The organism is Ensifer aridi (genome assembly GCF_002078505.1).
GTDB lineage: Bacteria > Pseudomonadota > Alphaproteobacteria > Rhizobiales > Rhizobiaceae > Sinorhizobium > Sinorhizobium aridi.
The window spans coordinates 614,148-633,335 of the sequence record NZ_LUAV01000004.1 but is presented as its reverse complement, the minus strand read 5'-3'; the positions used below and the strand labels follow the sequence as shown (position 1 = coordinate 633,335).

The window sequence follows — 19,188 nt, the reverse complement described above, 5'->3', positions numbered from 1 at the left end:
AAAGTGCTACAGCGCCCTTTGTGCGTCTGAAAAGACGCACGGCGCTGTAAGGCGCGTCGCGCTCAATCGAATTCATGCTACGCGCTTCAGGTCTTTGTTTTTGTGCATGTCGTCGCCCCAAAACTGGTGCACACTTTTGGGCGACATGCATTATGCCAGCCAGCGGGCAATGCGCTCCATCGCCTCCGCCATCTCGGCGGCCGACCCCGCATAGGAAAAGCGCATGGTGCAATGCCCTTCAACCGGATCGAAGTCGAAGCCGGGTGTCGCGGCGACGTTGATTTCGGCAAGCATGCGCCGAGCAAAGGCCATGCTGTCATTGGTGAAGCGGCTCACATCCGCATAGGCATAGAAGGCGCCGTCCATCGGAGATGCAACCGAAAGGCCTATGCGCGGCAGCCGGTCGAGCAGAAGCTCACGGTTCGCGGCATAAGCCTGCTTGTAGCCGTCGAGTTCCTCATCGGCGCCGAGTGCCGCTTCCGCGGCAATCTGGGAGAGTTCCGGTGGCGAGATGTAGAGACTCTGCGCGATGCGCTCGAACGCGCGAACCTGCGCCTCCGGAAGCACCATCCACCCGATGCGCCAACCGGTCATGCAATAATATTTCGAGAAGGAGTTGATGACGATTGCGTCGTCGGCAACCTCCAGCGCAGTGGTCTCCTCGCCGGCAAAGGTCAGGCCGTGGTAGATCTCGTCGGAAATGAAGGCGAACGATTGCGCGCGACAATAATCGGCCAGTGCTTTCAGCCGTGCCTTGCCCGTAACGGTTCCGGTGGGGTTGGCCGGACTTGCGAGAAGGACGCCCTTGAGCGGCTTGCCTGCACGCGCCGCGGCGCGTTCAAGACTGTCCGGTGTCAAGGTGAAGCCGGTCTCGGCATTTGCTTCGACTTCGATCACGTCGAGGCCGAGCGCCGTCATGATGTTCCGATAGGCCGGATATCCCGGCCGCGCGATGGCCACGCAATCGCCCGGATCGAAGAGGGCGAGAAAAGCGAGGTTGAAGCCCGCCGACGATCCGGTCGTTATCGCGATCCGCCGCGGGTCGAGCGCGATGCCATGCCGGCTGTGGTAGTGAGCGGCAATCGCCCGCTTCAAGGACAGCGTGCCGAGGGCATCCGTATAGCCTAGGCGTCCGTGCTCGAGCGCACGCCTCGCCGCCTCAAGTGCCGCCTTCGGAGCCGGGTGCGACGGCTGACCGACCGCCATCGAAATGACCGGGTGCCCGGCGTCGCGCCGCCGGGTGGCTTCGGCCAACACATCCATGGCGTGGAATGGCTCGACAGCGCTGCGTTTCGACATCTCTACCAATGGCGAGGTCCTCGCGAGTTCGTTGACACCAGACCCTTTGCCCCATCGCCTCCCGCTTCACAAGTATGCGACCGCCGCAATTCGGCCGATTTTGCCGTTTCGTTTCGCGCCGGCACGCCCTATGCTCGCAGCAAATCAGCGCAGGGTTACGGGTCGTTGTCTTTCAAACAGGCGCATCGACGCGGCAGTGCGAAAATCGACCACGAATAAGACGGAAAGACAACGAGGAAAGAATGACGCTCAAGATGAAGATGGCCGCCGCAGGAGCGCTGATCGCAATTGCTGCCGGGGTCGCCGTGCCCCAGTCCGCGGCCGCACTCGATGCGAAGCAAAAGGAAGAGTTCGGCGCCTTCATCAAGGAATACCTGCTCGCCAATCCCGAAATCATGCTGGAAGTCCAGGAAGCGCTTTCCGCCAAACAGCGCGCCAAACAGCAGGAAGCCGCCCAGGCGGCGATCGCCAACAATAAAGAGGCGATCTTCAACTCCTCCTATGACGTGGCGCTCGGCAATCCTGAGGGCGACGTCACCATCGTCGAATTCTTCGACTACAATTGCGGCTACTGCAAACGGGCGCTCTCCGACATGGATGAGATCCTCGCCAAGGACAAGAACGTCCGTTTCGTGCTGAAAGAGCTCCCGATCCTCGGTCCCGATTCGCTTGCCGCCCACAAGGTCAGCGCCGCGTTCCGCGCGATCGCTCCGGAAAAATATGGCGATTTCCATCGCGCCCTGCTCGGCGGCGAGGAGCGCGCAACGGAGGAGACTGCAATTGCCGTGGCCGCCAAACTCGGCGTAACGGAAGAACAATTGCGCGAGAAGATGGAAGACGCGCCCTATGACGCGGCTGTGCGCGAGGCCTATACGCTCGCCAACGATCTCGGCATCACAGGAACTCCCTCCTATGTCGTCGGCAACGAGGCTGTGTTCGGCGCCGTCGGCGTCACCGAGATCGCAACGAAGGTGAGCAACATGCGTGAGTGCGGGAAGACGATCTGCTGACCCCTCACGAGAGACCTCCGCGCCAAGGTGTCCTAAGGGGGCGCCTTCCCCGAGACCTCTGCGACTTGTGGACAAATCTCGGGAAAAGCCAGGGGGCTTTCCCTCACGATACCATCAGTCTATAGGTAACCCTCCATCATCGGACCGGAACCCCTTATGTCCTCGACGATTTTTGTGCTGAACGGCCCAAACCTGAATGCCCTCGGCAAGCGTGAGCCAGGCATCTATGGTGGCCAGACGCTGGCCGATATCGAGGCCATGTGCAAAGCGGAGGGGAAGCTGTTGGGCTTCGATGTCGACTTCCGGCAGTCGAACCATGAAGGCACACTGGTCGAGTGGCTGCACGAGGCCGGCGAGAAGGCCGCAGGCATCGCCATCAATCCGGCGGCTTACGGGCATACGTCGATCGCCATGCACGACGCGATCCGCGCTATCGCTGTTCCCGTGGTGGAACTGCATCTTTCCAACATTCATGCGCGCGAGGAATTTCGGCACAAGTCGATGATCGCGCCAGCCGTCAAGGGCGTCATCTGCGGTTTCGGCGCGCAGAGTTACATTCTGGCGCTGCATGCGCTAAAGAACCTGACGGAAAAGTCCAAATAAGAAGAACACGAGGCTCATATCCCATGGCTGACAAGAAACCGGGTATCGATCAGGCGCTGATCCGCGATCTCGCCAATATCCTTAAGGATACCGACCTGACCGAGATCGAAGTGGAACAGGACGATTTGCGCATCCGCGTTTCGCGGAATGGCACGCCTATCGCGATGTCCATGCCGGCGATGCCCGCCTACCAGGCGCCGGCCGCTGTCGCGGCGCAGCCTGCGCCTGCCGCCCCGGCCGCTGTCCAAGGCGGCCATAACGCCAAGAACGCCGTCACGGCCCCGATGGTCGGCACGGCCTATCTCGCGCCGGCTCCCGGCGCTCGTCCCTTCATCGAGGTCGGCGCAACGGTCAAGGAAGGCCAGACGATCCTGATCATCGAAGCGATGAAGACGATGAACCAGATCCCGGCGCCCCGTGCCGGCAAGGTGACCGAAATTCTCGTGCAGGACGCGGCCCCGGTCGAATATGGCGAACCCCTGATCGTGATCGAATAAGGCGCGCTGGCGATGATCTCGAAAATCCTCATTGCCAATCGCGGCGAGATCGCTCTGCGGGTGCTACGCGCCTGCAAGGAGCTTGGTATCGCCACCGTTGCCGTCCACTCGACGGCCGATAGCGACGCCATGCATGTGCGGCTCGCGGACGAGAGCGTCTGCATCGGCCCCCCGCCTTCGCGCGAAAGCTACCTGAACATCCATCAGATCGTTGCTGCCTGCGAGATCACCGGCGCGGACGCGGTGCATCCGGGCTACGGCTTCCTCTCGGAGAACGCCAAGTTCGCCGACATCCTCGATGCGCACGGTATCACTTTCATCGGCCCGACCGCCGAGCATATCCGCCTCATGGGCGACAAGATCACCGCCAAGAAGACGGCGGAAGAGCTCGGGATTCCGGTCGTTCCCGGTTCCGACGGCGAAGTGAGGCCCGAGAACGCCCTCAAGGTTGCGCGCGAGATCGGCTTTCCGGTCCTGATCAAGGCGACGGCGGGCGGCGGGGGCCGCGGCATGAAGGTCGCAAGGACCGAGGCCGACCTCGAGCACGCCGTCGCCACGGCGCGCTCCGAAGCGGCTGCGGCCTTCGGCAACGATGCGGTATATATGGAGAAATTCCTCGGCAAGCCGCGCCACATCGAAATCCAGATCGTCGGTGATGGCGAAGGCAATGCCATCCATCTCGGCGAACGCGACTGCTCGCTGCAGCGCCGCCACCAGAAGGTCTGGGAAGAGGCAAACTCCCCGGCCCTCAACGTCGAGCAGCGCATGAAGATCGGCCAGATTTGCGCCGACGCGATGAAGAAGATGAAATATCGCGGCGCCGGCACGATCGAGTTCCTTTATGAAAACGGTGAGTTCTACTTCATCGAGATGAACACCCGCCTGCAGGTGGAACATCCGATCACTGAAGCGATCACCGGCATCGACCTCGTGCATGAGCAGATTCGCGTCGCCTCCGGCGCCGGCCTCTCGGTCACACAGGAAGACGTCGTCTTTTCTGGCCACGCCATCGAATGCCGCATCAATGCGGAGGATCCGCGTACATTCGTCCCCTCCCCGGGCACGATCACGCATTTCCATGCGCCGGGCGGGCTCGGCGTGCGCGTCGACAGCGGCGCCTATCAGGGCTACCGCATCCCGCCCTATTACGACAGCCTGATCGGCAAGCTGATTGTTCACGGGCGGACGCGCGTGGAATGCATGATGCGTTTGCGCCGTGTCCTGGACGAGTTCGTCATCGATGGCATCAAGACGACCTTGCCGCTTTTCCAGGACCTGATAAACAATCAGGATATCGCCAACGGCGACTACGACATCCATTGGCTGGAGCATCATCTGGCCGCAACGTCCGCCTAGGGTACGAGATTGAAAGGACCGCGCAGCAAACACCCGGAAATCACGCCGGACATGTTGTTGCGCGCCTATTCCATCGGCCTGTTTCCGATGGCCGACTCGGCCGACGACCCGGAACTCTTCTGGGTCGAGCCGGAGATCCGCGGCGTCATTCCGCTGGATCGCTTTCATGTCTCGCGCCGCCTCGCCAAGACAATTCGCAAACGCCCCTTCGACATTCGCTACGACACCGCCTTCGAAGCGGTGATCGAGGGATGCGCGCGGCCGGCACCCGACAGGCCGACGACCTGGATCAACGAGAAGATCCGCACGCTATACACGGCGTTGCACCGCATGGGCTACGCTCATAGCGTGGAGGCATGGGAAGGAAGCACACTCGTCGGCGGCCTCTACGGCGTCTCGCTCGGCGCAGCCTTCTTCGGCGAGAGCATGTTCTCGTTGCGCACCGACGCCTCCAAGATCTGTCTCGTCCATCTGGTCGAGCGGTTGAAAGCAAGGGGCTTCCAGCTCCTCGACACGCAATTTACGACCGAGCACCTGAAGTCGTTCGGCGCGATCGACGTGTCGAAGGCGGAATATGACGTGCTGCTTGCGCGAGCGATCGCTTCGCCGAATCTCGCCTTTTAGGACGATCCGCGAGCTGCAGCGACCTTTGTGCTCCCGAAAAGACGGGCGGCGCGGCAATCCGATTATTGCTTCGCTGCCGTATCCGGCGGCGGCACATCGGAGTTCGTCTTGCAGGACTGCAGCCAAACGTCATAGACGGGATGCTCGACGGCGTTGAGACCGGGACTATCGGCGAACATCCAGCCGGTAAAGATGCGGCGGATCTTGCGGTCGAGGGTGATCTCGTCAACTTCCACGAAAGTGGTCGTCTTCGGAGCCTCGGTCTCGTCGCGGCTGTAGCAGACACGCGGCGTCACCTGCAGAGCCCCGAACTGCACGGTCTCGCCGATATAGACGTCGAAGCTGGTGATGCGGCCGGTGATCTTGTCGATTCCGGAAAAGACCGCAACGGCGTTCGAAAGGCGGGTGGCCTGTGCCGGCTCGACGGTGGAGATCAGCGGTAGAGTGAGGAGAAGGGCAGCAACCGCATTCCGCGTCATCCGGCCTATCGAATTCCTCAGACAGAAACCTGCCATTACCACCAATCCCCGCGTGTTGCTATTTTTCCGGATGGGCTTCACGCGCTAAACCCGAAATGTGGCTGCGGCGTGATCGACCCCACAAGTAGAGATGCCAGTATGGGCGCGAACGAGCCGCCTCCTCATCCCGCCTCAGGAGCGCGGCGTCCAGGCGTCATAATCGCCCGTCACGCGGGGGCGCATGCCCGTTGCGGCGAGCGAGCCCTTCGGGCGATAGGCGTTGGGCGTACCGGTCGGATTCGGGCGATGCGGCTTCTGCCACTCGCGCGCAGTATATTTTTCGTCGGCGGGGGAAATGTCGGTGCGGTGATGCATCCAGCCGTGCCAGCCTGGCGGGATCGCCGACGCCTCGGCAGGGCCGTTGTAGATCACCCAGCGGCGCGTCCGGCCCTCCGAGTCCGTGCCGCCCTGATAATAAACGTTGCCGAACTCGTCTTCGCCGACGCGCTGGCCGTTGCGCCAGGTGTGAAAGCGCGTACCGATCGTCTGTCCGTTCCACCAGGTGAAAATCTGCAGCAGGAGCTTCTTCATAGGCTTCGTCCCTTACCGGCCGTCGGGAGGCAGCCGGATTTCACATGTCGCCCCCGCTTATGCCGCGCCGCTTCCGCCATGTCCAGTGATTCCACCGTCATTTCACTTGCATCTTGAAGCCGAAATGGCTGCGCTCGAAACCGAGGCGTTCGTAGAAGCGATGCGCATCGATTCGAGCGATGTTCGAGGTAAGCCGCACCTTTGCCGCGCCCTTCTCACGCGCTTCGGCGATCGCGTGGCGAACCATGCGTTCGCCGATGCCGCGGCCGCGCATGTCCTCACGCGTCTGCACGGCTTCGATGATCAGGCTTGAGCTGCCGCGCCCGGGCAGCGAGGTGGAGATCGCCGTCTGGAAGGTGCCGACGATTTCCCCCTTAAGGCATGCAACGTAAAGCGCCTGGTGCGCTGAAGCCTCGATCTTCTCGAAGGCCGAGACGTAATCGTCGAAGGCTGCCGCATCTGTAGTATCACCGTGCCCGCCGAGGCGATCATTCGCAAATAGGGCGACGATCGCCGGCAAATCCTCGCGACTGGCCTTACGGATTTCGAGATCTGCCGTCATTTCGCACCCGGTGACGAATACGCAATTTCTCTGCATCAACCATCGGACCGCGACAGGACCATGACAATGCCGCGGATTGGCCGTGTCAGTGGAGAAGCTTCTCGAGAATGAGCGCGGGTATGCCGGATTGGTCGTCGCCGCAATTGGCCGTGCGCGCAACCTCCACAAACCCGTGCGCGCGGTAAAAGGCGAGCGCGTGGAGGTTCTGCGGCTCGACTTCGAGCCGCATGCGCTCCGCGTCCGGGAAGCAGCTTTCGAGCTCGGCGAACATGTCGCGGCCGATCCCGTGACGTTGATATCTCGGCAGCACATAGAGCTGATGGAGGACGACGGTCTTTTCGAGCTTGTCCGACATGGCCGCGTAGGCCATGCCGGCTATCTCGCGGCCATTGTCCGCGACGACGAATTCCGAGTTCTTGCGCTGCAGCCGGGCGCGCAAGGCATCGACGGAATGCCACTTCGCGGTCAGCTCGTTCACCTTGTCGGCACCATAGAAGCTATCGTAGCTCGCGTGCCACGTCTCGGCCAGCAGGGCACTGACCTTCTCAAGATCGCGCTCGCTTGCCGTCCGGACGAAGAACATCGTCACTCCTCGATGCCGAGCTTGGATTTGACGAGAGCCTGGACGGCCTGCGGGTTCGCCTTGCCGCCGGTCGCTTTCATCACCTGCCCGACGAACCAGCCGGCGAGCGACGGCTTGGCCTTCGCCTTTTCCACCTGATCGGGGTTGGCGGCGATGATTTCGTCGACCGCCTTCTCGATCGCACCGGTGTCGGTGACCTGCTTCATGCCGCGGCTCTCGACGATTTCCGCCGGATCGCCGCCCTCGTTCCAAAGGATTTCGAAGAGGTCCTTGGCGATCTTGCCGGAAATGGTGCCATCCTTGATGAGATCGATAATGCCGCCAAGCTGAGCCGGAGAGACCGGGGTCTCTTCAATGGTCTTGCCGGCCTTGTTCAAAGCACCGAGCAGGTCGTTGATCACCCAGTTGGCAGCCGTCTTGCCATCGCGCCCCGCCGCCACCGCCTCGAAATAGTCGGCGATCGCCTTTTCCGAGACGAGAACGGAGGCGTCATAAACGGACAGCCCGAGATCGCGGACGAAGCGTTCCTTTTTATCGTCCGGCAATTCCGGCAGATCCGCCTTCAATGATTCCACGAAAGCATCGTCGAATTCGAGCGGCAGGAGATCCGGATCGGGGAAGTAGCGGTAGTCGTGTGCTTCCTCCTTCGAACGCATGGAGCGCGTCTCGCCCTTGTTCGGGTCGAAGAGGCGGGTCTCCTGGTCGATGATGCCGCCGTCCTCCAGAATGCCGATCTGGCGACGGGCTTCATATTCGATCGCCTGGCCGACGAAGCGGATCGAGTTGACGTTCTTGATCTCGCAGCGCGTGCCGAAGGGCTCGCCCGGACGGCGCACCGAGACGTTGACGTCGGCGCGCATCGAGCCTTCGTCCATGTTGCCGTCGCAGGTGCCGAGATAGCGCAGGATGGAGCGCAGCTTGGTGAGATAGGCCTTGGCTTCGTCCGAGGAGCGCAGGTCCGGCTTGGACACGATCTCCATCAGCGCCACGCCCGAGCGGTTGAGATCGACGAAGGACATGGAGGGATGCTGGTCGTGCATCGACTTGCCGGCGTCCTGCTCCAGATGCAGGCGCTCGATGCCGATCTCGACATCCTCGAACTGGCCTTGGCGATCCGGACCGATCGAAATAGTGATCGTGCCCTCGCCTACGATCGGGTTCTTGTACTGCGAGATCTGGTAGCCCTGCGGCAGGTCCGGGTAGAAATAGTTCTTGCGGTCGAAGATCGAGCGTTTGTTGATCCTGGCCTTGAGGCCGAGACCAGTGCGCACAGCCTGCTTGACGCATTCCTCATTGATGACCGGCAGCATCCCAGGCATCGCCGCATCGACCAGCGAGACATTGGCGTTCGGCTCGTTGCCGAACTCGGTCGACGCCCCGGAGAACAGCTTCGAGTTGCTCAGCACCTGGGCATGGACCTCCATGCCGATGATGACCTCCCAGTCGCCGGTGGCGCCGGGAATGAAGCGTTTCGGGTCGGGGGTGCGGACGTCAACGATGCTCATCTCATGCTCTTCTTTGAAGCCTGAATTCGTGGTTTCTCGGTAGAGCAATTGATCCCTAGGTGCAAGGCTTGTGAGGCGCGCCGCATGTCGTACGCCGACGGCTTGGGCTCGCCATCACCCCCGCCTTTGCAACCTTGACGTTTGCGCAATGATTTCCTAGGAATTTCACCGTCCGCTAGGAGTTTTTATGTTCCGTCAGCTTGAGTCCCGGTAAGGGCCCCTGCCCGCATTCTCGCAGAATCGCGCGCACGGGCCGGAAACGTTGAACCCCGCTCTTCTCCTCGAAGAACGGAACGTTTTCCTGCGTTCTAACGAACGCCATTCCGGAACACTCAAACGATGGACATTTCACGCGCCGAGCAGCGCATCCTTCATCATTTGGCCCAGGGCGGCCGCATCGAAATCAGCCGCGACGGCAAGGCGATTGCCGAAATCCGCTGTTTCACACGGGACGGCTGGGTCTATCCCGGCATCGATCTGGAGCTCTTCCGCAAGCTGAAGCGCAAGCGGGCTATCAGATCGTCGGGCGGCAAACCTTACCGGATCACGGAGCGCGGCCTCTATCTGGTCCGCTCGGAGCTCGACAACCGCTAAGCGGCGGGCGAGCGTCGCTGACAATCCGCGATACCGGAGATGTGAAATATCTCCGGTATCGCCGTTACGCAAAGCAACTTCTATGCGGGGTCTAAAGCTCGTCTGCCGCATCCTCGAGCGCGAGCCGCTTGGCAAGACCAATGAATTCGACGTCGCGATCAAGCTTCTGCGAATAGGCGGTCGAGAGCCAGCTCACCTGATAGCGGGCGCGCTGGAAGAAGGCGACTGCGGACGCGTTCTGCGCATGCGTTTTCGCACTTGCGACATCAAAGCCGTCGATCGCTATTTGTTTCTCGACTTCCGCAAGCAATGCTGCGCCGAAGCCTCTGCCCTGCGCCACGGGGTCGATCCACAAGTCTGAGATGGTGTCGTCGAGACCTTCGCGGGCCGCCCAGCCGCAGATACGGCGGTCGTCTTCGATCAACAGGACCGAAAGCCAGTGCCCTACGAGGAAATCGCCGAAGGCGCGCTCGGCGGGTCCGCGCATGCTTCCGACGTCACCTATCCCGGCGATCGCCTTTTCCCATGCCCTAAGCCCTATCTCGACAAGTAGACAGGCCTCGTTTTGACGAGCGTGGCGAATGACGACCATGAAGCGGAACCCCTCTCCGCTCCACTACAGCATTTATCTCACTTCTTGACCACAGCCGCGCGTCGGCAGCTCCGGATGCCGTCTCACCACCACTTGGACGGCGTGAAGCGGCCGGCCGCCTGCTCAATGACATGGGCCGTCTTGAACAGCGTTTCCTCGTCGAACGGCTTGCCGATCAATTGCAGGCCGAGCGGCAAGCCCTTGTGATCGAGCCCGCCTGGTACGGCGATTCCCGGAAGTCCGGCCATGTTCACGGTCACGGTGAAGATGTCGTTCAGATACATCTTGACCGGATCGGAAGCGAGGTCCTCATCGGCGATGCCGAAGGCCGACGACGGCGTTGCCGGGGTCAGGATCGCATCGACACCCGCCTGGAAAGCGAGCTCGAAGTCGCGCTTGATCAAGGTGCGGACCTTTTGGGCGCGCAGGTAGTAGGCATCGTAGTAGCCGGCGGAAAGCACATAGGTGCCGATCATGATGCGGCGCTTGACCTCTTGGCCGAAGCCGGCGGCGCGCGTCTTCTCATACATGTCGATGATGTCCTTACCGTCGACGCGCAGACCGTAGCGCACCCCGTCATAGCGCGCGAGATTGGAAGATGCTTCGGCCGGCGCGACGATGTAATAGGCCGGCAGCGCGTATTTCGTATGCGGCAGCGAGATGTCGACGATTTCGGCGCCAGCGTCCTTGAGCCAGGCGACGCCCTGCTGCCAGAGCGCCTCGATCTCTTCCGGCATGCCGTCGACGCGGTACTCTTTCGGAATGCCGATCCTCATGCCCTTGATCGACTGACCGATAGCCGCTTCGTAATCCGGAACCGGCAGGTCGACGGAGGTCGTGTCCTTGGGATCGACGCTCGCCATCGACTTCAGGAGGATTGCCGCGTCGTGTACGTCACGCGCGATCGGGCCAGCCTGGTCGAGCGAGGAAGCGAAGGCGACGATGCCCCAGCGCGAGCAGCGGCCATAGGTCGGCTTGATGCCTACGGTGCCGGTGAAGGCTGCGGGCTGGCGGATCGAGCCGCCGGTGTCGGTGGCCGTGGCGCCGGCGCAGAGATGAGCCGCGACCGCGGCCGCCGAGCCGCCGGAAGAGCCGCCCGGCACGAGGTCAAGGTTCGAGCCCTTGGCGCGCCACGGGTTCTTGACCGGACCGTAGTAGGACGTCTCGTTGGAGGAGCCCATGGCGAACTCGTCCATGTTGAGCTTGCCGAGCATGACGGCACCGTCATTCCAGAGATTCTGGGTGACGGTCGACTCATAGCGCGGCTTGAAGCCATCGAGGATGTGGCTGCAAGCCTGCGTATGGATGCCTTCCGTTCCGAAGAGATCCTTGATGCCGAGCGGAATGCCCTCAAGCGGACCGGCATTGCCGGCCGTGATGCGGGCATCGGAGGCCTTCGCCATCTCACGCGCCTTTTCGGGCGTGACGGCGACGTAGGCATTGATCATCTCGTTGGCTGCCTCGATCGCGGACAGATAGGCATCGGTCAGTTCAACCGCGGTAATTTCCTTGGCGGCAAGCTTCGTGCGGGCTTCGGCGATCGTGAGGCTCGTGAGGTCGGTCATGGTGCAATCGGACTTTCGCAAATCAGGGCGTCGGAAACGGGAAGGCGACTTGTTACTCGACCACCTTCGGGACGAGGAAGAAGTTGCGGTCCGAATTCGGCGCGTTGGCGACGATGTCGCTTGCCTTGTCGCCGTCGGCGACAATGTCTTCCCGCTTCTTCATCTTCATCGGCGTCACCGATGTCATCGGTTCGACACCATCGACATTCACTTGGGAGAGTTGCTCGACGAAGCCCAAGATGCCGTTGAGCTCACCCATCATCCGCTGCGCCTCCTCTTCGCTGACAGCGATGCGGGCAAGACGCGCGACGCGCTTCACGGTGGCTAGGTCTACGGACATGGTCGTCTCCGGTATCTCAAAGTTTCCCCCGCTATAAAGACGAGTTGCACAACGTGCAACTCGCGAATATCGCCGACCCTCTTCTGCACCCGGCCGCCGCTCCAGCTTAGAGCGTGACGGCGCCTCCGACTTCGGGCGTCGCGACGAGCGTCGAGGCGCCGTCCATGCCGACAACGAAGGTTTCAGGCGTCTGGTCGATGATCGGGAAGGATCCGTAGTGGCAAGGAATCGCGGTGTTGAATTGGAAATAACGCTGGCAGGCAAGAGCCGCCACGGCACCGCCCATGGTAAAACGGTCGCCGATCGGCACAATGCCGATAACCGGCTCGTGTAGTTCCTGGACGAGCGCCATGTCGGAGAAGATATCCGTGTCGCCCATGTGATAAAGCGTCGGCTCGTCGTCAAAATGGAGGACGAGGCCGTTGGCGTTGCCGAGCGAGTGGGAAACGCCGTCTTCAGTGATCTGGGCCGACGAATGCAGCGCGTTGACGAAAGTGGCGGAGAAGCTGCCGAGTTGGATCGTTCCGCCCGTATTGCCGGGCTCCAGCTTGGACACGCCCTGTCGGCCGAGCCACATGCAGAGGTCGAAGTTGGCAAGAACCGTTGCACCTGTTTCTTTGGCGATCGCCACCGTGTCGCCGACGTGATCGCCGTGACCGTGCGTGAGAAGGATGTGCGTGAGCCCGGCGGCGGCTGCCTTGCGGTCGCTCTCCTGGAACGCCGGGTTGCCGGTGAAGAACGGGTCAATCAGGATTTTCGCCTTTGCGGTCTCGATATGGAAGGCGGAGTGGCCGAGCCATTTGATTTTCATGACGTTCTCCTTCAAATCACGATCCGTCCGACAGAGCCGTAGCACAATCGTGATCGATTTATCTCTCGGACAAGCATATGGATCAGACCGGCAAAGTGGAAAGATCGAATCGGCAATACTATGGCAATTCTCACCATCGAAGAACTCGCGGAGCGGCTGCCGCCCTACCAGGCGATCGCCGGGCTGGATCTCGGCACGAAAACAATCGGCCTCTCCGTTTCCGATCTCGGGCGGCGCTTCGCGACACCGCGAGACGTGATCCGGCGCGTCAAGTTCAGCATCGATGCCGAGGCGCTGTTGTCGGTCGCTGCAAAGGAGAAGATCGCGGCCTTCGTCATCGGTCTGCCCGTCAACATGGATGGGACCGAGGGTCCGCGCTGCCAGGCGACTCGGGCCTTCGTGCGCAATATGGGCGAGAAGACGGATATTCCCTTCGTGCTCTGGGACGAGCGGCTTTCGACGGTTGCTGCCGAGCGGGCGCTGATCGAAATGGATGTGTCGCGCAAGAAGCGGGCCGAGCGCATCGACTCGGCCGCCGCCTCCTTCATCCTTCAGGGAGCGCTCGACAGATTGGCCTCGCTCGCGAGGGACGGCGCCTCCGATGATTGAGGCGCGCCGAAACGGCGCCGGCACCAGGCCGCGATCAGCCGCCAATTCCTAAGCGCGACGAGGCCGAAAACGATCAGGGTATCGACGACCATCGCCCGGGCGACGAGCGGCGGAATGGTCTCCGGCGGAATACCGAGGATATGCCCGTATATGCGAAAGACGAGGTCATGCGCTTCGCGGGTCAGCATGAAGATGCCGAAGCTCATGTCATAATAGGAGAGCCCGTACCAACCGCTGAGCAGCATCACCGGGCCACCCCAGAAGATCAGCAGCCACTTCATAGAGCTCCCCTCTCCGCACGCTGTCCCCGGACGAACGGATAGATTGCCCGGTCGAGCAGAGCGAAAGCGGTCAGCGCGACCGCCAGCGTCGCTATGTCGAGCGCCAGTCCGGCGAAAAACATCATCATGATGATCAGCAAGCCAGCTTTCACCGAACCGCTCCGTTCCGGATTTCATTGATTGCACGGCCAGTATCTCCACCTCCAGGGGGCCGGCGCAACGTAAACCATTTGTTAAGGTTAACATTCACAGTCGGGAATCGGCTTGCCGCCCGCGGTCCATCGCTCTATGCGTGGAACCTCCGTCTGCCTGGGTCCGCCATGACCGTCGTTTTCGAAAGCATCCTGCCTGTCTTCCTACTCGTGATTCTCGGTGTTGCGCTTCGACGGACGACACTCGTGGACCAGGGGCTTTGGATCGGCCTCGAACAATTCGGCTATTACCTCCTCTTTCCCGCGCTTCTCTTCTCGACTTTGGCGAAGGCGGATTTCACCGGCATGAAAGCCGACGCGACGGCGATTGCGACGATCGGCAGCGTGACGCTGATGTCGGCCGCACTGCTTTCGAGCTGGCCCCTGCTGCGTGGCAGCGGCGTTTCCGGTGCTACCTTCACGTCGATCTTCCAGACTGCAACGCGGTGGAACGCCTTCATAGCGCTCGCAGTCGCACAAAAGCTCTATGGGGCGATCGGCCTCAGCCTGACGGCGCTGGTGATGACGCTGATCATCATCCCGATCAATTTTTACAATGTCGCCGTTCTGGTCTGGTTCGGTGGCGGCAGCCGCGGCGTCGGTTTCTTTTTTCTGAAGATCGCCACCAATCCCCTGATCATCTCGTCGGCGGTTGGAATACTGTTCAACCTGACCGGCCTCCAGCTTTATGCGCCGGTGATGACGGCGATCGACATGTTGGCGACCGCCTCGCTCAGCCTGGGGCTGATCATGGTCGGCGCCGGCCTCAAGATCGCTGACGCGCTGAAGCCGAGCATGCCCGCGCTTCTCGCGGTCGCGCTCAAGCTGCTCGTCATGCCGATGTTCATGGTAGGCGGCAGTGCGCTCCTCGGCATCCGGGGAGATGCCCTGCTCGTCATCGCGGTCGGCGCGGCTGTACCTACGGCCATGAACGGCTATCTGCTGGCCAAGCAGATGGGAGGCGATGCGGAACTTTACGCTTCCGTCGCAACGATCCAGACGGGGGTCTCGTTCTTCACGATACCGCTCGTGCTCTTCGTTACCGGTTACGTGGCTGCCGGGTAGAGCAGATCGAGGATGTAGGCCGAATCGAAGCGCGAATCGAGCATGCCATAGGTGGAGCGCCAGCCGGCGGCAAGTCGCGATTCGAGGAACGCGTCGGCGATACGCCCTGCACCGAGCCGGTAAAGCTCCGCCGCCGCCGCGGCGAGCGCGAGCTGTTCGACGAGCATGCGAGCGGCCCCCTCGTCGCGCTCGCAGAGCGACATGGCGGCACGCAGAACGTCAATCGTCTTGGCTCCGGCGGGGCCGAGGTCGCGGCCGATGGTGGCGAAGAGCTGTTCGAACAATTCCTTGCGCCGCCCAAGCACCCGCAACACATCCAAGGCCATCACATTGCCGGAGCCTTCCCAGATCGCATTAACCGGCGCTTCGCGGTAATGACGGGCGAGCGCCCGCTCTTCCACATAGCCGTTGCCGCCAAGGCACTCCATCGCCTCGTAGATGAGCGCGGGGGCGATCTTGCAGCACCAATATTTCGCAACCGGCGTCATGATCCGCGCGTAGGCGGCATCGGCGGCGCTGCTATGGGCATTATCGAAGGCCTCGGAGAGGCGGAATGAGAGCGCGCTCGCGGCGGCGACATCCAACGCCATGTCGGCAAGAACCCGCGTCATCATCGGCTGGCTGACAAGCGTCTTGCCGAAGACCTTGCGGCCGCGGGTATGGTGCACGGCTTCGGCGAGCGAGGCACGCATCATGCCGGCAGAGGCCAGCGCACAGTCGAGCCGTGTCAATGTCACCATGTCGAGGATCGTGCGGATACCGGCATCCGGCGCTCCGAGCAGGAAACCGAAGGTGTCCGAGAACTCAACCTCCGATGACGCGTTCGAACGGTTGCCGAGCTTGTCTTTCAAGCGCTGGAAGCGCAGGCCATTGGCGCCGCCGTCCTCGAGCAGCCGCGGCACCAGGAAACAGCCGAGTCCTTCCCGGGTTTGCGCCAGCATGACGAAGGCATCGCTCATCGGGGCTGACATGAACCATTTGTGCCCGTTGAGGCGATAGATGCCCTCGCCCACGCGCTCGGCGGTCGAGGTGTTGGCACGCACATCGGTGCCACCCTGCTTCTCCGTCATGCCCATGCCGATCGTGACCGCGGACTTCTGCATCCACGGTCGGTTCGACGAATCGTACTTGCGCGACAGGATCTTCGGCGCCCATTCCTTCTGGACGGCGGGCGAGGCCGTGATCGCGGCGACCGAAGCGCTGGTCATCGTCAACGGGCAGAGATGCCCGCATTCAAGCTGTGCGGTCAAATAGAAGCGGATCGCCCTCACCTTGTGCGAACGGCCGCGCTCGTCCGGCAGATTCTCCCAGGCGGAAGAATGCAACCCCGTCGTCATCGACCGGCGCATCAGCGCATGCCAGGCCGGGTGGAACTCGACCACGTCGAGACGTTCGCCGCGCGGGCCGTGCGTCTTCAGTTTCGGCGCGCCCTCGTTTGCCATGCGCGCCAGTTCCTGCGCCTCCGGCGACGTTGCGTAACGGCCGAGCGCGTCGAATTCATCGCGCAGCGTCTTCGGCATAGCCGAGGTGATGTCAACCACCAGGGGATCGGAACGATAGGCGTTGATACCGGACCAGGGCTTGGGCTGGTTCAGTTCGGCAAGTTTCTGTTCGGTCCGGTTCATCTGATTCATAGGCCGGTTCTAGCGCAAGTTTCGCAGGGGCGAAACAGGCACCCGGGTGCCGCACAAGTTTTCTTCGGAAGGGCGGCACGCGGCCGACCGCGCCACTTGCCGCGCCCCTGGCCACGTTCTATAGAGCGGGCCAAATTCCAGAGTGCAAGGGCGGCTCATGATCACTTTCCCGCATCGCCACCTGCTCGGCATCAAGGGGCTGACGGAACAGGATATCACGCTCCTGCTCGATCGCGCCGACGAGGCCGTCAAGATCTCCCGCCAGAGGGAGAAGAAAACCTCTTCGCTCCGCGGCCTGACTCAGATCAATCTCTTCTTCGAAGCCTCGACCCGGACACAGTCTTCCTTCGAACTGGCGGGCAAGCGTCTCGGTGCCGACGTCATGAACATGTCCGTCGGCAACTCCTCGGTGAAGAAGGGCGAGACGCTGATCGACACGGCGATGACCTTGAACGCCATGCGTCCGGACGTGCTCGTCGTACGCCACTCCTCTGCGGGCGCCGCCGCACTGCTCGCGCAGAAAGTCTCCTGCTCGGTTGTCAACGCCGGCGACGGCCAGCACGAGCATCCGACGCAGGCGCTGCTCGACGCGCTGACGATCCGCCGGGCCAAGGGAAAGCTCTCGCGGATCATCGTGGCGATCTGTGGCGACGTCCTGCATTCGCGCGTCGCACGCTCCAACATCCTGCTCCTCAATCAGATGGGCGCGCGCGTCCGTGTCGTTGCGCCGACGACGCTGCTTCCGGCCGGCATCGAGCAGATGGGCGTCGAGGTCTACCACTCGATGGCCGAGGGCCTGAAAGACGCGGATGTGGTGATGATGTTGAGATTGCAGCGCGAGCGCATGGCCGGCTCCTTCGTGCCGTCGGTGCGCGAATACTTCCACTACTACGGCCTGGACGCCGAAAAGCTGAAGTTCGCCAAGGACGATGCGCTCGTCATGCACCCGGGCCCGATGAATCGCGGCGTCGAGATCGCCTCCGAAATCGCCGACGGACCGCAGAGCGTGATCGAACAGCAAGTGGAGATGGGAGTTGCCGTGCGCATGGCCGTGATGGAGACGCTTCTTCTCTCGCAGAACCAGGGCCCGCGCCTATGACCAGACCTCTCGTTCTGCAAAACCTGCGCATCGTCGATCCTTCGCGAAATCTCGACGAAACCGGCACGATCATCGTCGGCAGCGACGGCCGGATCGTTGCGGCCGGGGAGGACGCCCAGAACCAGGGGGCGCCATCGGGTGCCTTTGTCAAGGACTGCGCGGGGCTCGTCGCCGTCCCTGGCCTCGTCGATGCGCGCGTCTTCGTCGGCGAGCCGGGCACCGAATATCGTGAGACGATCGAGTCGGCCGCCCGCGCTGCGGCGACCGGCGGCGTCACCTCCTTCATCGCCATGCCCGACACCGATCCGGTGATCGATGAAATCGCCCTCGTGGAATTCGTGCAGAAGACCGCGCGCGACAAAGCGCTCGTCAACGTCCTTCCGGCGGCGGCGCTCACCAAGGGCTTGCTCGGCGAAGAGATGACCGAGCTCGGCTTGCTTCGCCATGCAGGCGCCGTCTGCTTCACCAATGGCCGGCAGCCGGTCCACGACACCTTGGTCCTTCGTCGCGCGATGACTTACGCGCGCGATTTCGGCGCGGTTGTCGCGCTTGAAACACGCGACAAATATCTCGGCGGCAATGGCGTCATGAATGAAGGGCTGCTCGCAAGCTGGCTCGGCCTGCCCGGGATTCCCCGCGAGGCGGAGATCATCCCGCTCGAGCGCGACCTTCGCATCGCTGCACTGACTCGGGCCGCCTATCATGCGGCCGAAATCTCCGTCCCCGAATCGGCCGAGGCCGTGCGCTCAGCACGGGAGCGCGGCGCGAACGTCACCTGCGGCATTTCGATCAATCACCTGACGCTGAACGAAAACGACATCGGCGAGTACAGGACCTTCTTCAAGCTCTCGCCTCCCTTGCGCGGTGAAGACGACCGAGTCGCGATGGTCCGGGCGCTTGCCGAGGGCACGATCGACATCATCGTTTCCTCGCATGATCCGCAGGGTGCCGATACCAAGCGCCTCCCCTTTGCCGACGCGGCGGACGGTGCAATCGGCCTCGAAACCCTCGCGGCGGCCGCCCTTCGGCTCTACCACAGCGGCGAGGTCCCGCTGATGCGGCTGATCGATGCGCTGTCGACACGGCCCGCCTCCATATTCGGTCTGGACGCGGGAACCCTGAAACCCGGCGCGAAAGCGGACATCACCATCCTCGACCTCGACGAACCCTGGGTTCTCTACGAGAAGGCGTTGGTTTCGCGCTCAAAGAACACACCCTTCGAAAATGCGCGCTTTACCGGTCGGGTCGTGCAGACCTATGTTGCGGGCAAGCTCGTGCACTCACTGTAAGCGGAAAGCGTTTGGGCGGGGGGGAAGAAC

Annotated in this window: 23 protein-coding genes; 10 read left to right on the top strand and 13 right to left on the bottom strand. The window is 62.1% G+C overall.

The features are described 5' to 3' along the window. Positions 1-150: 150 nt before the first annotated feature. Entirely contained in the window at positions 151-1,308 is a 1,158-nt protein-coding gene (locus tag AYK65_RS06700) for a pyridoxal phosphate-dependent aminotransferase (protein WP_081158065.1), read from the bottom strand. A 233-nt stretch (positions 1,309-1,541) separates the two neighbouring features. Here AYK65_RS06700 and AYK65_RS06695 point away from each other — a divergent pair, with 233 nt between their 5' ends. The 5 genes from AYK65_RS06695 (at position 1,542) to aat (ending at position 5,389) form a co-directional block, all read left to right on the top strand. Continuing rightward, positions 1,542-2,309, top strand: a complete 768-nt coding sequence (locus tag AYK65_RS06695) for a DsbA family protein (RefSeq protein ID WP_026612464.1) — start codon at positions 1,542-1,544, stop codon at positions 2,307-2,309. A gap of 156 nt (positions 2,310-2,465) precedes the next feature. Continuing rightward, on the top strand, positions 2,466-2,912 hold the full coding sequence (aroQ, locus tag AYK65_RS06690) for a type II 3-dehydroquinate dehydratase (RefSeq protein WP_026612465.1): 447 nt from the start codon (positions 2,466-2,468) through the stop codon (positions 2,910-2,912). Positions 2,913-2,935: 23 nt separating this feature from the next. Beyond that, the gene (accB, locus tag AYK65_RS06685) at positions 2,936-3,409 is read left to right on the top strand and encodes an acetyl-CoA carboxylase biotin carboxyl carrier protein (protein WP_026612466.1); all 474 of its coding nucleotides are present in this window, start codon (positions 2,936-2,938) and stop codon (positions 3,407-3,409) included. Between the two features lie 12 nt (positions 3,410-3,421). Then, positions 3,422-4,765 (top strand): acetyl-CoA carboxylase biotin carboxylase subunit, encoded by a 1,344-nt coding sequence (gene accC, locus AYK65_RS06680; RefSeq protein ID WP_046118285.1) that lies wholly within the window; start codon positions 3,422-3,424, stop codon positions 4,763-4,765. Between the two features lie 9 nt (positions 4,766-4,774). Continuing rightward, complete coding sequence (gene aat, locus AYK65_RS06675; RefSeq protein ID WP_026612468.1) at positions 4,775-5,389, top strand: leucyl/phenylalanyl-tRNA--protein transferase; 615 nt, start codon at positions 4,775-4,777, stop codon at positions 5,387-5,389. A gap of 62 nt (positions 5,390-5,451) precedes the next feature. Here aat and AYK65_RS06670 read toward each other — a convergent pair whose 3' ends face one another. From AYK65_RS06670 to gatB, 5 genes are all read right to left on the bottom strand, one after another. Further along, complete coding sequence (locus tag AYK65_RS06670; protein WP_026612469.1) at positions 5,452-5,904, bottom strand: DUF2155 domain-containing protein; 453 nt, start codon at positions 5,902-5,904, stop codon at positions 5,452-5,454. 135 nt (positions 5,905-6,039) lie between these two features. Next, positions 6,040-6,438, bottom strand: a complete 399-nt coding sequence (locus AYK65_RS06665) for an NADH:ubiquinone oxidoreductase subunit NDUFA12 (RefSeq protein WP_046118286.1) — start codon at positions 6,436-6,438, stop codon at positions 6,040-6,042. A 97-nt stretch (positions 6,439-6,535) separates the two neighbouring features. Continuing rightward, a complete protein-coding gene (locus AYK65_RS06660) occupies positions 6,536-7,000 on the bottom strand; it encodes a GNAT family N-acetyltransferase (protein ID WP_046118287.1) in 465 nt (154 codons plus the stop codon). Between the two features lie 85 nt (positions 7,001-7,085). Continuing rightward, complete coding sequence (locus AYK65_RS06655; protein WP_026612471.1) at positions 7,086-7,583, bottom strand: GNAT family N-acetyltransferase; 498 nt, start codon at positions 7,581-7,583, stop codon at positions 7,086-7,088. Between the two features lie 2 nt (positions 7,584-7,585). Further along, positions 7,586-9,088 carry an Asp-tRNA(Asn)/Glu-tRNA(Gln) amidotransferase subunit GatB gene (gene gatB, locus AYK65_RS06650; RefSeq protein WP_026612472.1) on the bottom strand — a complete coding sequence of 501 codons (1,503 nt, stop codon included), beginning with the start codon at positions 9,086-9,088 and terminating at the stop codon, positions 7,586-7,588. Positions 9,089-9,427: 339 nt separating this feature from the next. Here gatB and AYK65_RS06645 point away from each other — a divergent pair, with 339 nt between their 5' ends. Further along, positions 9,428-9,682 carry a YjhX family toxin gene (locus tag AYK65_RS06645; RefSeq protein WP_026612473.1) on the top strand — a complete coding sequence of 85 codons (255 nt, stop codon included), beginning with the start codon at positions 9,428-9,430 and terminating at the stop codon, positions 9,680-9,682. A gap of 91 nt (positions 9,683-9,773) precedes the next feature. Here the strand turns inward: AYK65_RS06645 and AYK65_RS06640 are convergent, their stop codons facing one another. From AYK65_RS06640 to AYK65_RS06625, 4 genes are all read right to left on the bottom strand, one after another. Continuing rightward, positions 9,774-10,274 (bottom strand): GNAT family N-acetyltransferase, encoded by a 501-nt coding sequence (locus tag AYK65_RS06640; protein WP_046118288.1) that lies wholly within the window; start codon positions 10,272-10,274, stop codon positions 9,774-9,776. An 83-nt stretch (positions 10,275-10,357) separates the two neighbouring features. Then, a complete protein-coding gene (gene gatA / locus AYK65_RS06635) occupies positions 10,358-11,839 on the bottom strand; it encodes an Asp-tRNA(Asn)/Glu-tRNA(Gln) amidotransferase subunit GatA (RefSeq protein WP_046118289.1) in 1,482 nt (493 codons plus the stop codon). 52 nt (positions 11,840-11,891) lie between these two features. Then, entirely contained in the window at positions 11,892-12,179 is a 288-nt protein-coding gene (gene gatC / locus AYK65_RS06630; RefSeq protein ID WP_046118290.1) for an Asp-tRNA(Asn)/Glu-tRNA(Gln) amidotransferase subunit GatC, read from the bottom strand. 106 nt (positions 12,180-12,285) lie between these two features. Beyond that, a complete protein-coding gene (locus AYK65_RS06625; RefSeq protein WP_046118291.1) occupies positions 12,286-12,990 on the bottom strand; it encodes a metal-dependent hydrolase in 705 nt (234 codons plus the stop codon). 120 nt (positions 12,991-13,110) lie between these two features. Here AYK65_RS06625 and ruvX point away from each other — a divergent pair, with 120 nt between their 5' ends. Continuing rightward, positions 13,111-13,599, top strand: coding sequence for a Holliday junction resolvase RuvX (gene ruvX, locus AYK65_RS06620; protein ID WP_026612478.1), 489 nt, complete (start codon positions 13,111-13,113; stop codon positions 13,597-13,599). On the opposite strand, the gene AYK65_RS06615 is transcribed toward ruvX, so the two are convergent. Continuing rightward, positions 13,542-13,880 (bottom strand): DUF6105 family protein, encoded by a 339-nt coding sequence (locus tag AYK65_RS06615; RefSeq protein ID WP_026612479.1) that lies wholly within the window; start codon positions 13,878-13,880, stop codon positions 13,542-13,544. The two genes, ruvX and AYK65_RS06615, sit on opposite strands and share 58 nt — an antisense overlap. After that, positions 13,877-14,032 (bottom strand): hypothetical protein, encoded by a 156-nt coding sequence (locus tag AYK65_RS32340; RefSeq protein WP_167549643.1) that lies wholly within the window; start codon positions 14,030-14,032, stop codon positions 13,877-13,879. Before AYK65_RS32340 ends, AYK65_RS06615 begins: the two co-directional genes overlap by 4 nt. A gap of 168 nt (positions 14,033-14,200) precedes the next feature. On the opposite strand from AYK65_RS32340, the gene AYK65_RS06610 reads away from it, so the two are divergent. Then, complete coding sequence (locus tag AYK65_RS06610) at positions 14,201-15,136, top strand: AEC family transporter (protein ID WP_026612480.1); 936 nt, start codon at positions 14,201-14,203, stop codon at positions 15,134-15,136. Here AYK65_RS06610 and AYK65_RS06605 read toward each other — a convergent pair. Next, entirely contained in the window at positions 15,118-16,770 is a 1,653-nt protein-coding gene (locus AYK65_RS06605) for an acyl-CoA dehydrogenase family protein (protein WP_046118292.1), read from the bottom strand. The genes AYK65_RS06610 and AYK65_RS06605 overlap by 19 nt on opposite strands. Positions 16,771-16,927: 157 nt before the next feature. Between AYK65_RS06605 and AYK65_RS06600 the strand changes: the two genes are divergently transcribed. Both AYK65_RS06600 and AYK65_RS06595 read left to right on the top strand, forming a co-directional pair. Then, the gene (locus AYK65_RS06600; RefSeq protein WP_046118293.1) at positions 16,928-17,869 is read left to right on the top strand and encodes an aspartate carbamoyltransferase catalytic subunit; all 942 of its coding nucleotides are present in this window, start codon (positions 16,928-16,930) and stop codon (positions 17,867-17,869) included. After that, the gene (locus AYK65_RS06595; RefSeq protein ID WP_081158064.1) at positions 17,866-19,158 is read left to right on the top strand and encodes a dihydroorotase; all 1,293 of its coding nucleotides are present in this window, start codon (positions 17,866-17,868) and stop codon (positions 19,156-19,158) included. Before AYK65_RS06600 ends, AYK65_RS06595 begins: the two co-directional genes overlap by 4 nt. Positions 19,159-19,188: the final 30 nt, after the last annotated feature.

What these genes read in the sequence shown, in the direction of transcription:
- AYK65_RS06665 (WP_046118286.1), bottom strand. Translation starts at nt 6,438, where the DNA reads ATGAAGAAGCTCCTGCTGCAGATTTTCACCTGGTGGAACGGACAGACG.
- aroQ (WP_026612465.1), top strand. Translation starts at nt 2,466, where the DNA reads ATGTCCTCGACGATTTTTGTGCTGAACGGCCCAAACCTGAATGCCCTC.
- AYK65_RS06610 (WP_026612480.1), top strand. Translation starts at nt 14,201, where the DNA reads ATGACCGTCGTTTTCGAAAGCATCCTGCCTGTCTTCCTACTCGTGATT.
- ruvX (WP_026612478.1), top strand. Translation starts at nt 13,111, where the DNA reads ATGGCAATTCTCACCATCGAAGAACTCGCGGAGCGGCTGCCGCCCTAC.
- gatB (WP_026612472.1), bottom strand. Translation starts at nt 9,088, where the DNA reads ATGAGCATCGTTGACGTCCGCACCCCCGACCCGAAACGCTTCATTCCC.
- AYK65_RS06595 (WP_081158064.1), top strand. Translation starts at nt 17,866, where the DNA reads ATGACCAGACCTCTCGTTCTGCAAAACCTGCGCATCGTCGATCCTTCG.
- AYK65_RS06600 (WP_046118293.1), top strand. Translation starts at nt 16,928, where the DNA reads ATGATCACTTTCCCGCATCGCCACCTGCTCGGCATCAAGGGGCTGACG.
- AYK65_RS06605 (WP_046118292.1), bottom strand. Translation starts at nt 16,770, where the DNA reads ATGAATCAGATGAACCGGACCGAACAGAAACTTGCCGAACTGAACCAG.
- AYK65_RS06645 (WP_026612473.1), top strand. Translation starts at nt 9,428, where the DNA reads ATGGACATTTCACGCGCCGAGCAGCGCATCCTTCATCATTTGGCCCAG.
- AYK65_RS06655 (WP_026612471.1), bottom strand. Translation starts at nt 7,583, where the DNA reads ATGTTCTTCGTCCGGACGGCAAGCGAGCGCGATCTTGAGAAGGTCAGT.
- accC (WP_046118285.1), top strand. Translation starts at nt 3,422, where the DNA reads ATGATCTCGAAAATCCTCATTGCCAATCGCGGCGAGATCGCTCTGCGG.
- AYK65_RS06695 (WP_026612464.1), top strand. Translation starts at nt 1,542, where the DNA reads ATGACGCTCAAGATGAAGATGGCCGCCGCAGGAGCGCTGATCGCAATT.
- gatC (WP_046118290.1), bottom strand. Translation starts at nt 12,179, where the DNA reads ATGTCCGTAGACCTAGCCACCGTGAAGCGCGTCGCGCGTCTTGCCCGC.
- AYK65_RS06640 (WP_046118288.1), bottom strand. Translation starts at nt 10,274, where the DNA reads ATGGTCGTCATTCGCCACGCTCGTCAAAACGAGGCCTGTCTACTTGTC.
- AYK65_RS06615 (WP_026612479.1), bottom strand. Translation starts at nt 13,880, where the DNA reads ATGAAGTGGCTGCTGATCTTCTGGGGTGGCCCGGTGATGCTGCTCAGC.
- gatA (WP_046118289.1), bottom strand. Translation starts at nt 11,839, where the DNA reads ATGACCGACCTCACGAGCCTCACGATCGCCGAAGCCCGCACGAAGCTT.
- accB (WP_026612466.1), top strand. Translation starts at nt 2,936, where the DNA reads ATGGCTGACAAGAAACCGGGTATCGATCAGGCGCTGATCCGCGATCTC.
- AYK65_RS06670 (WP_026612469.1), bottom strand. Translation starts at nt 5,904, where the DNA reads ATGGCAGGTTTCTGTCTGAGGAATTCGATAGGCCGGATGACGCGGAAT.
- AYK65_RS06660 (WP_046118287.1), bottom strand. Translation starts at nt 7,000, where the DNA reads ATGACGGCAGATCTCGAAATCCGTAAGGCCAGTCGCGAGGATTTGCCG.
- AYK65_RS06625 (WP_046118291.1), bottom strand. Translation starts at nt 12,990, where the DNA reads ATGAAAATCAAATGGCTCGGCCACTCCGCCTTCCATATCGAGACCGCA.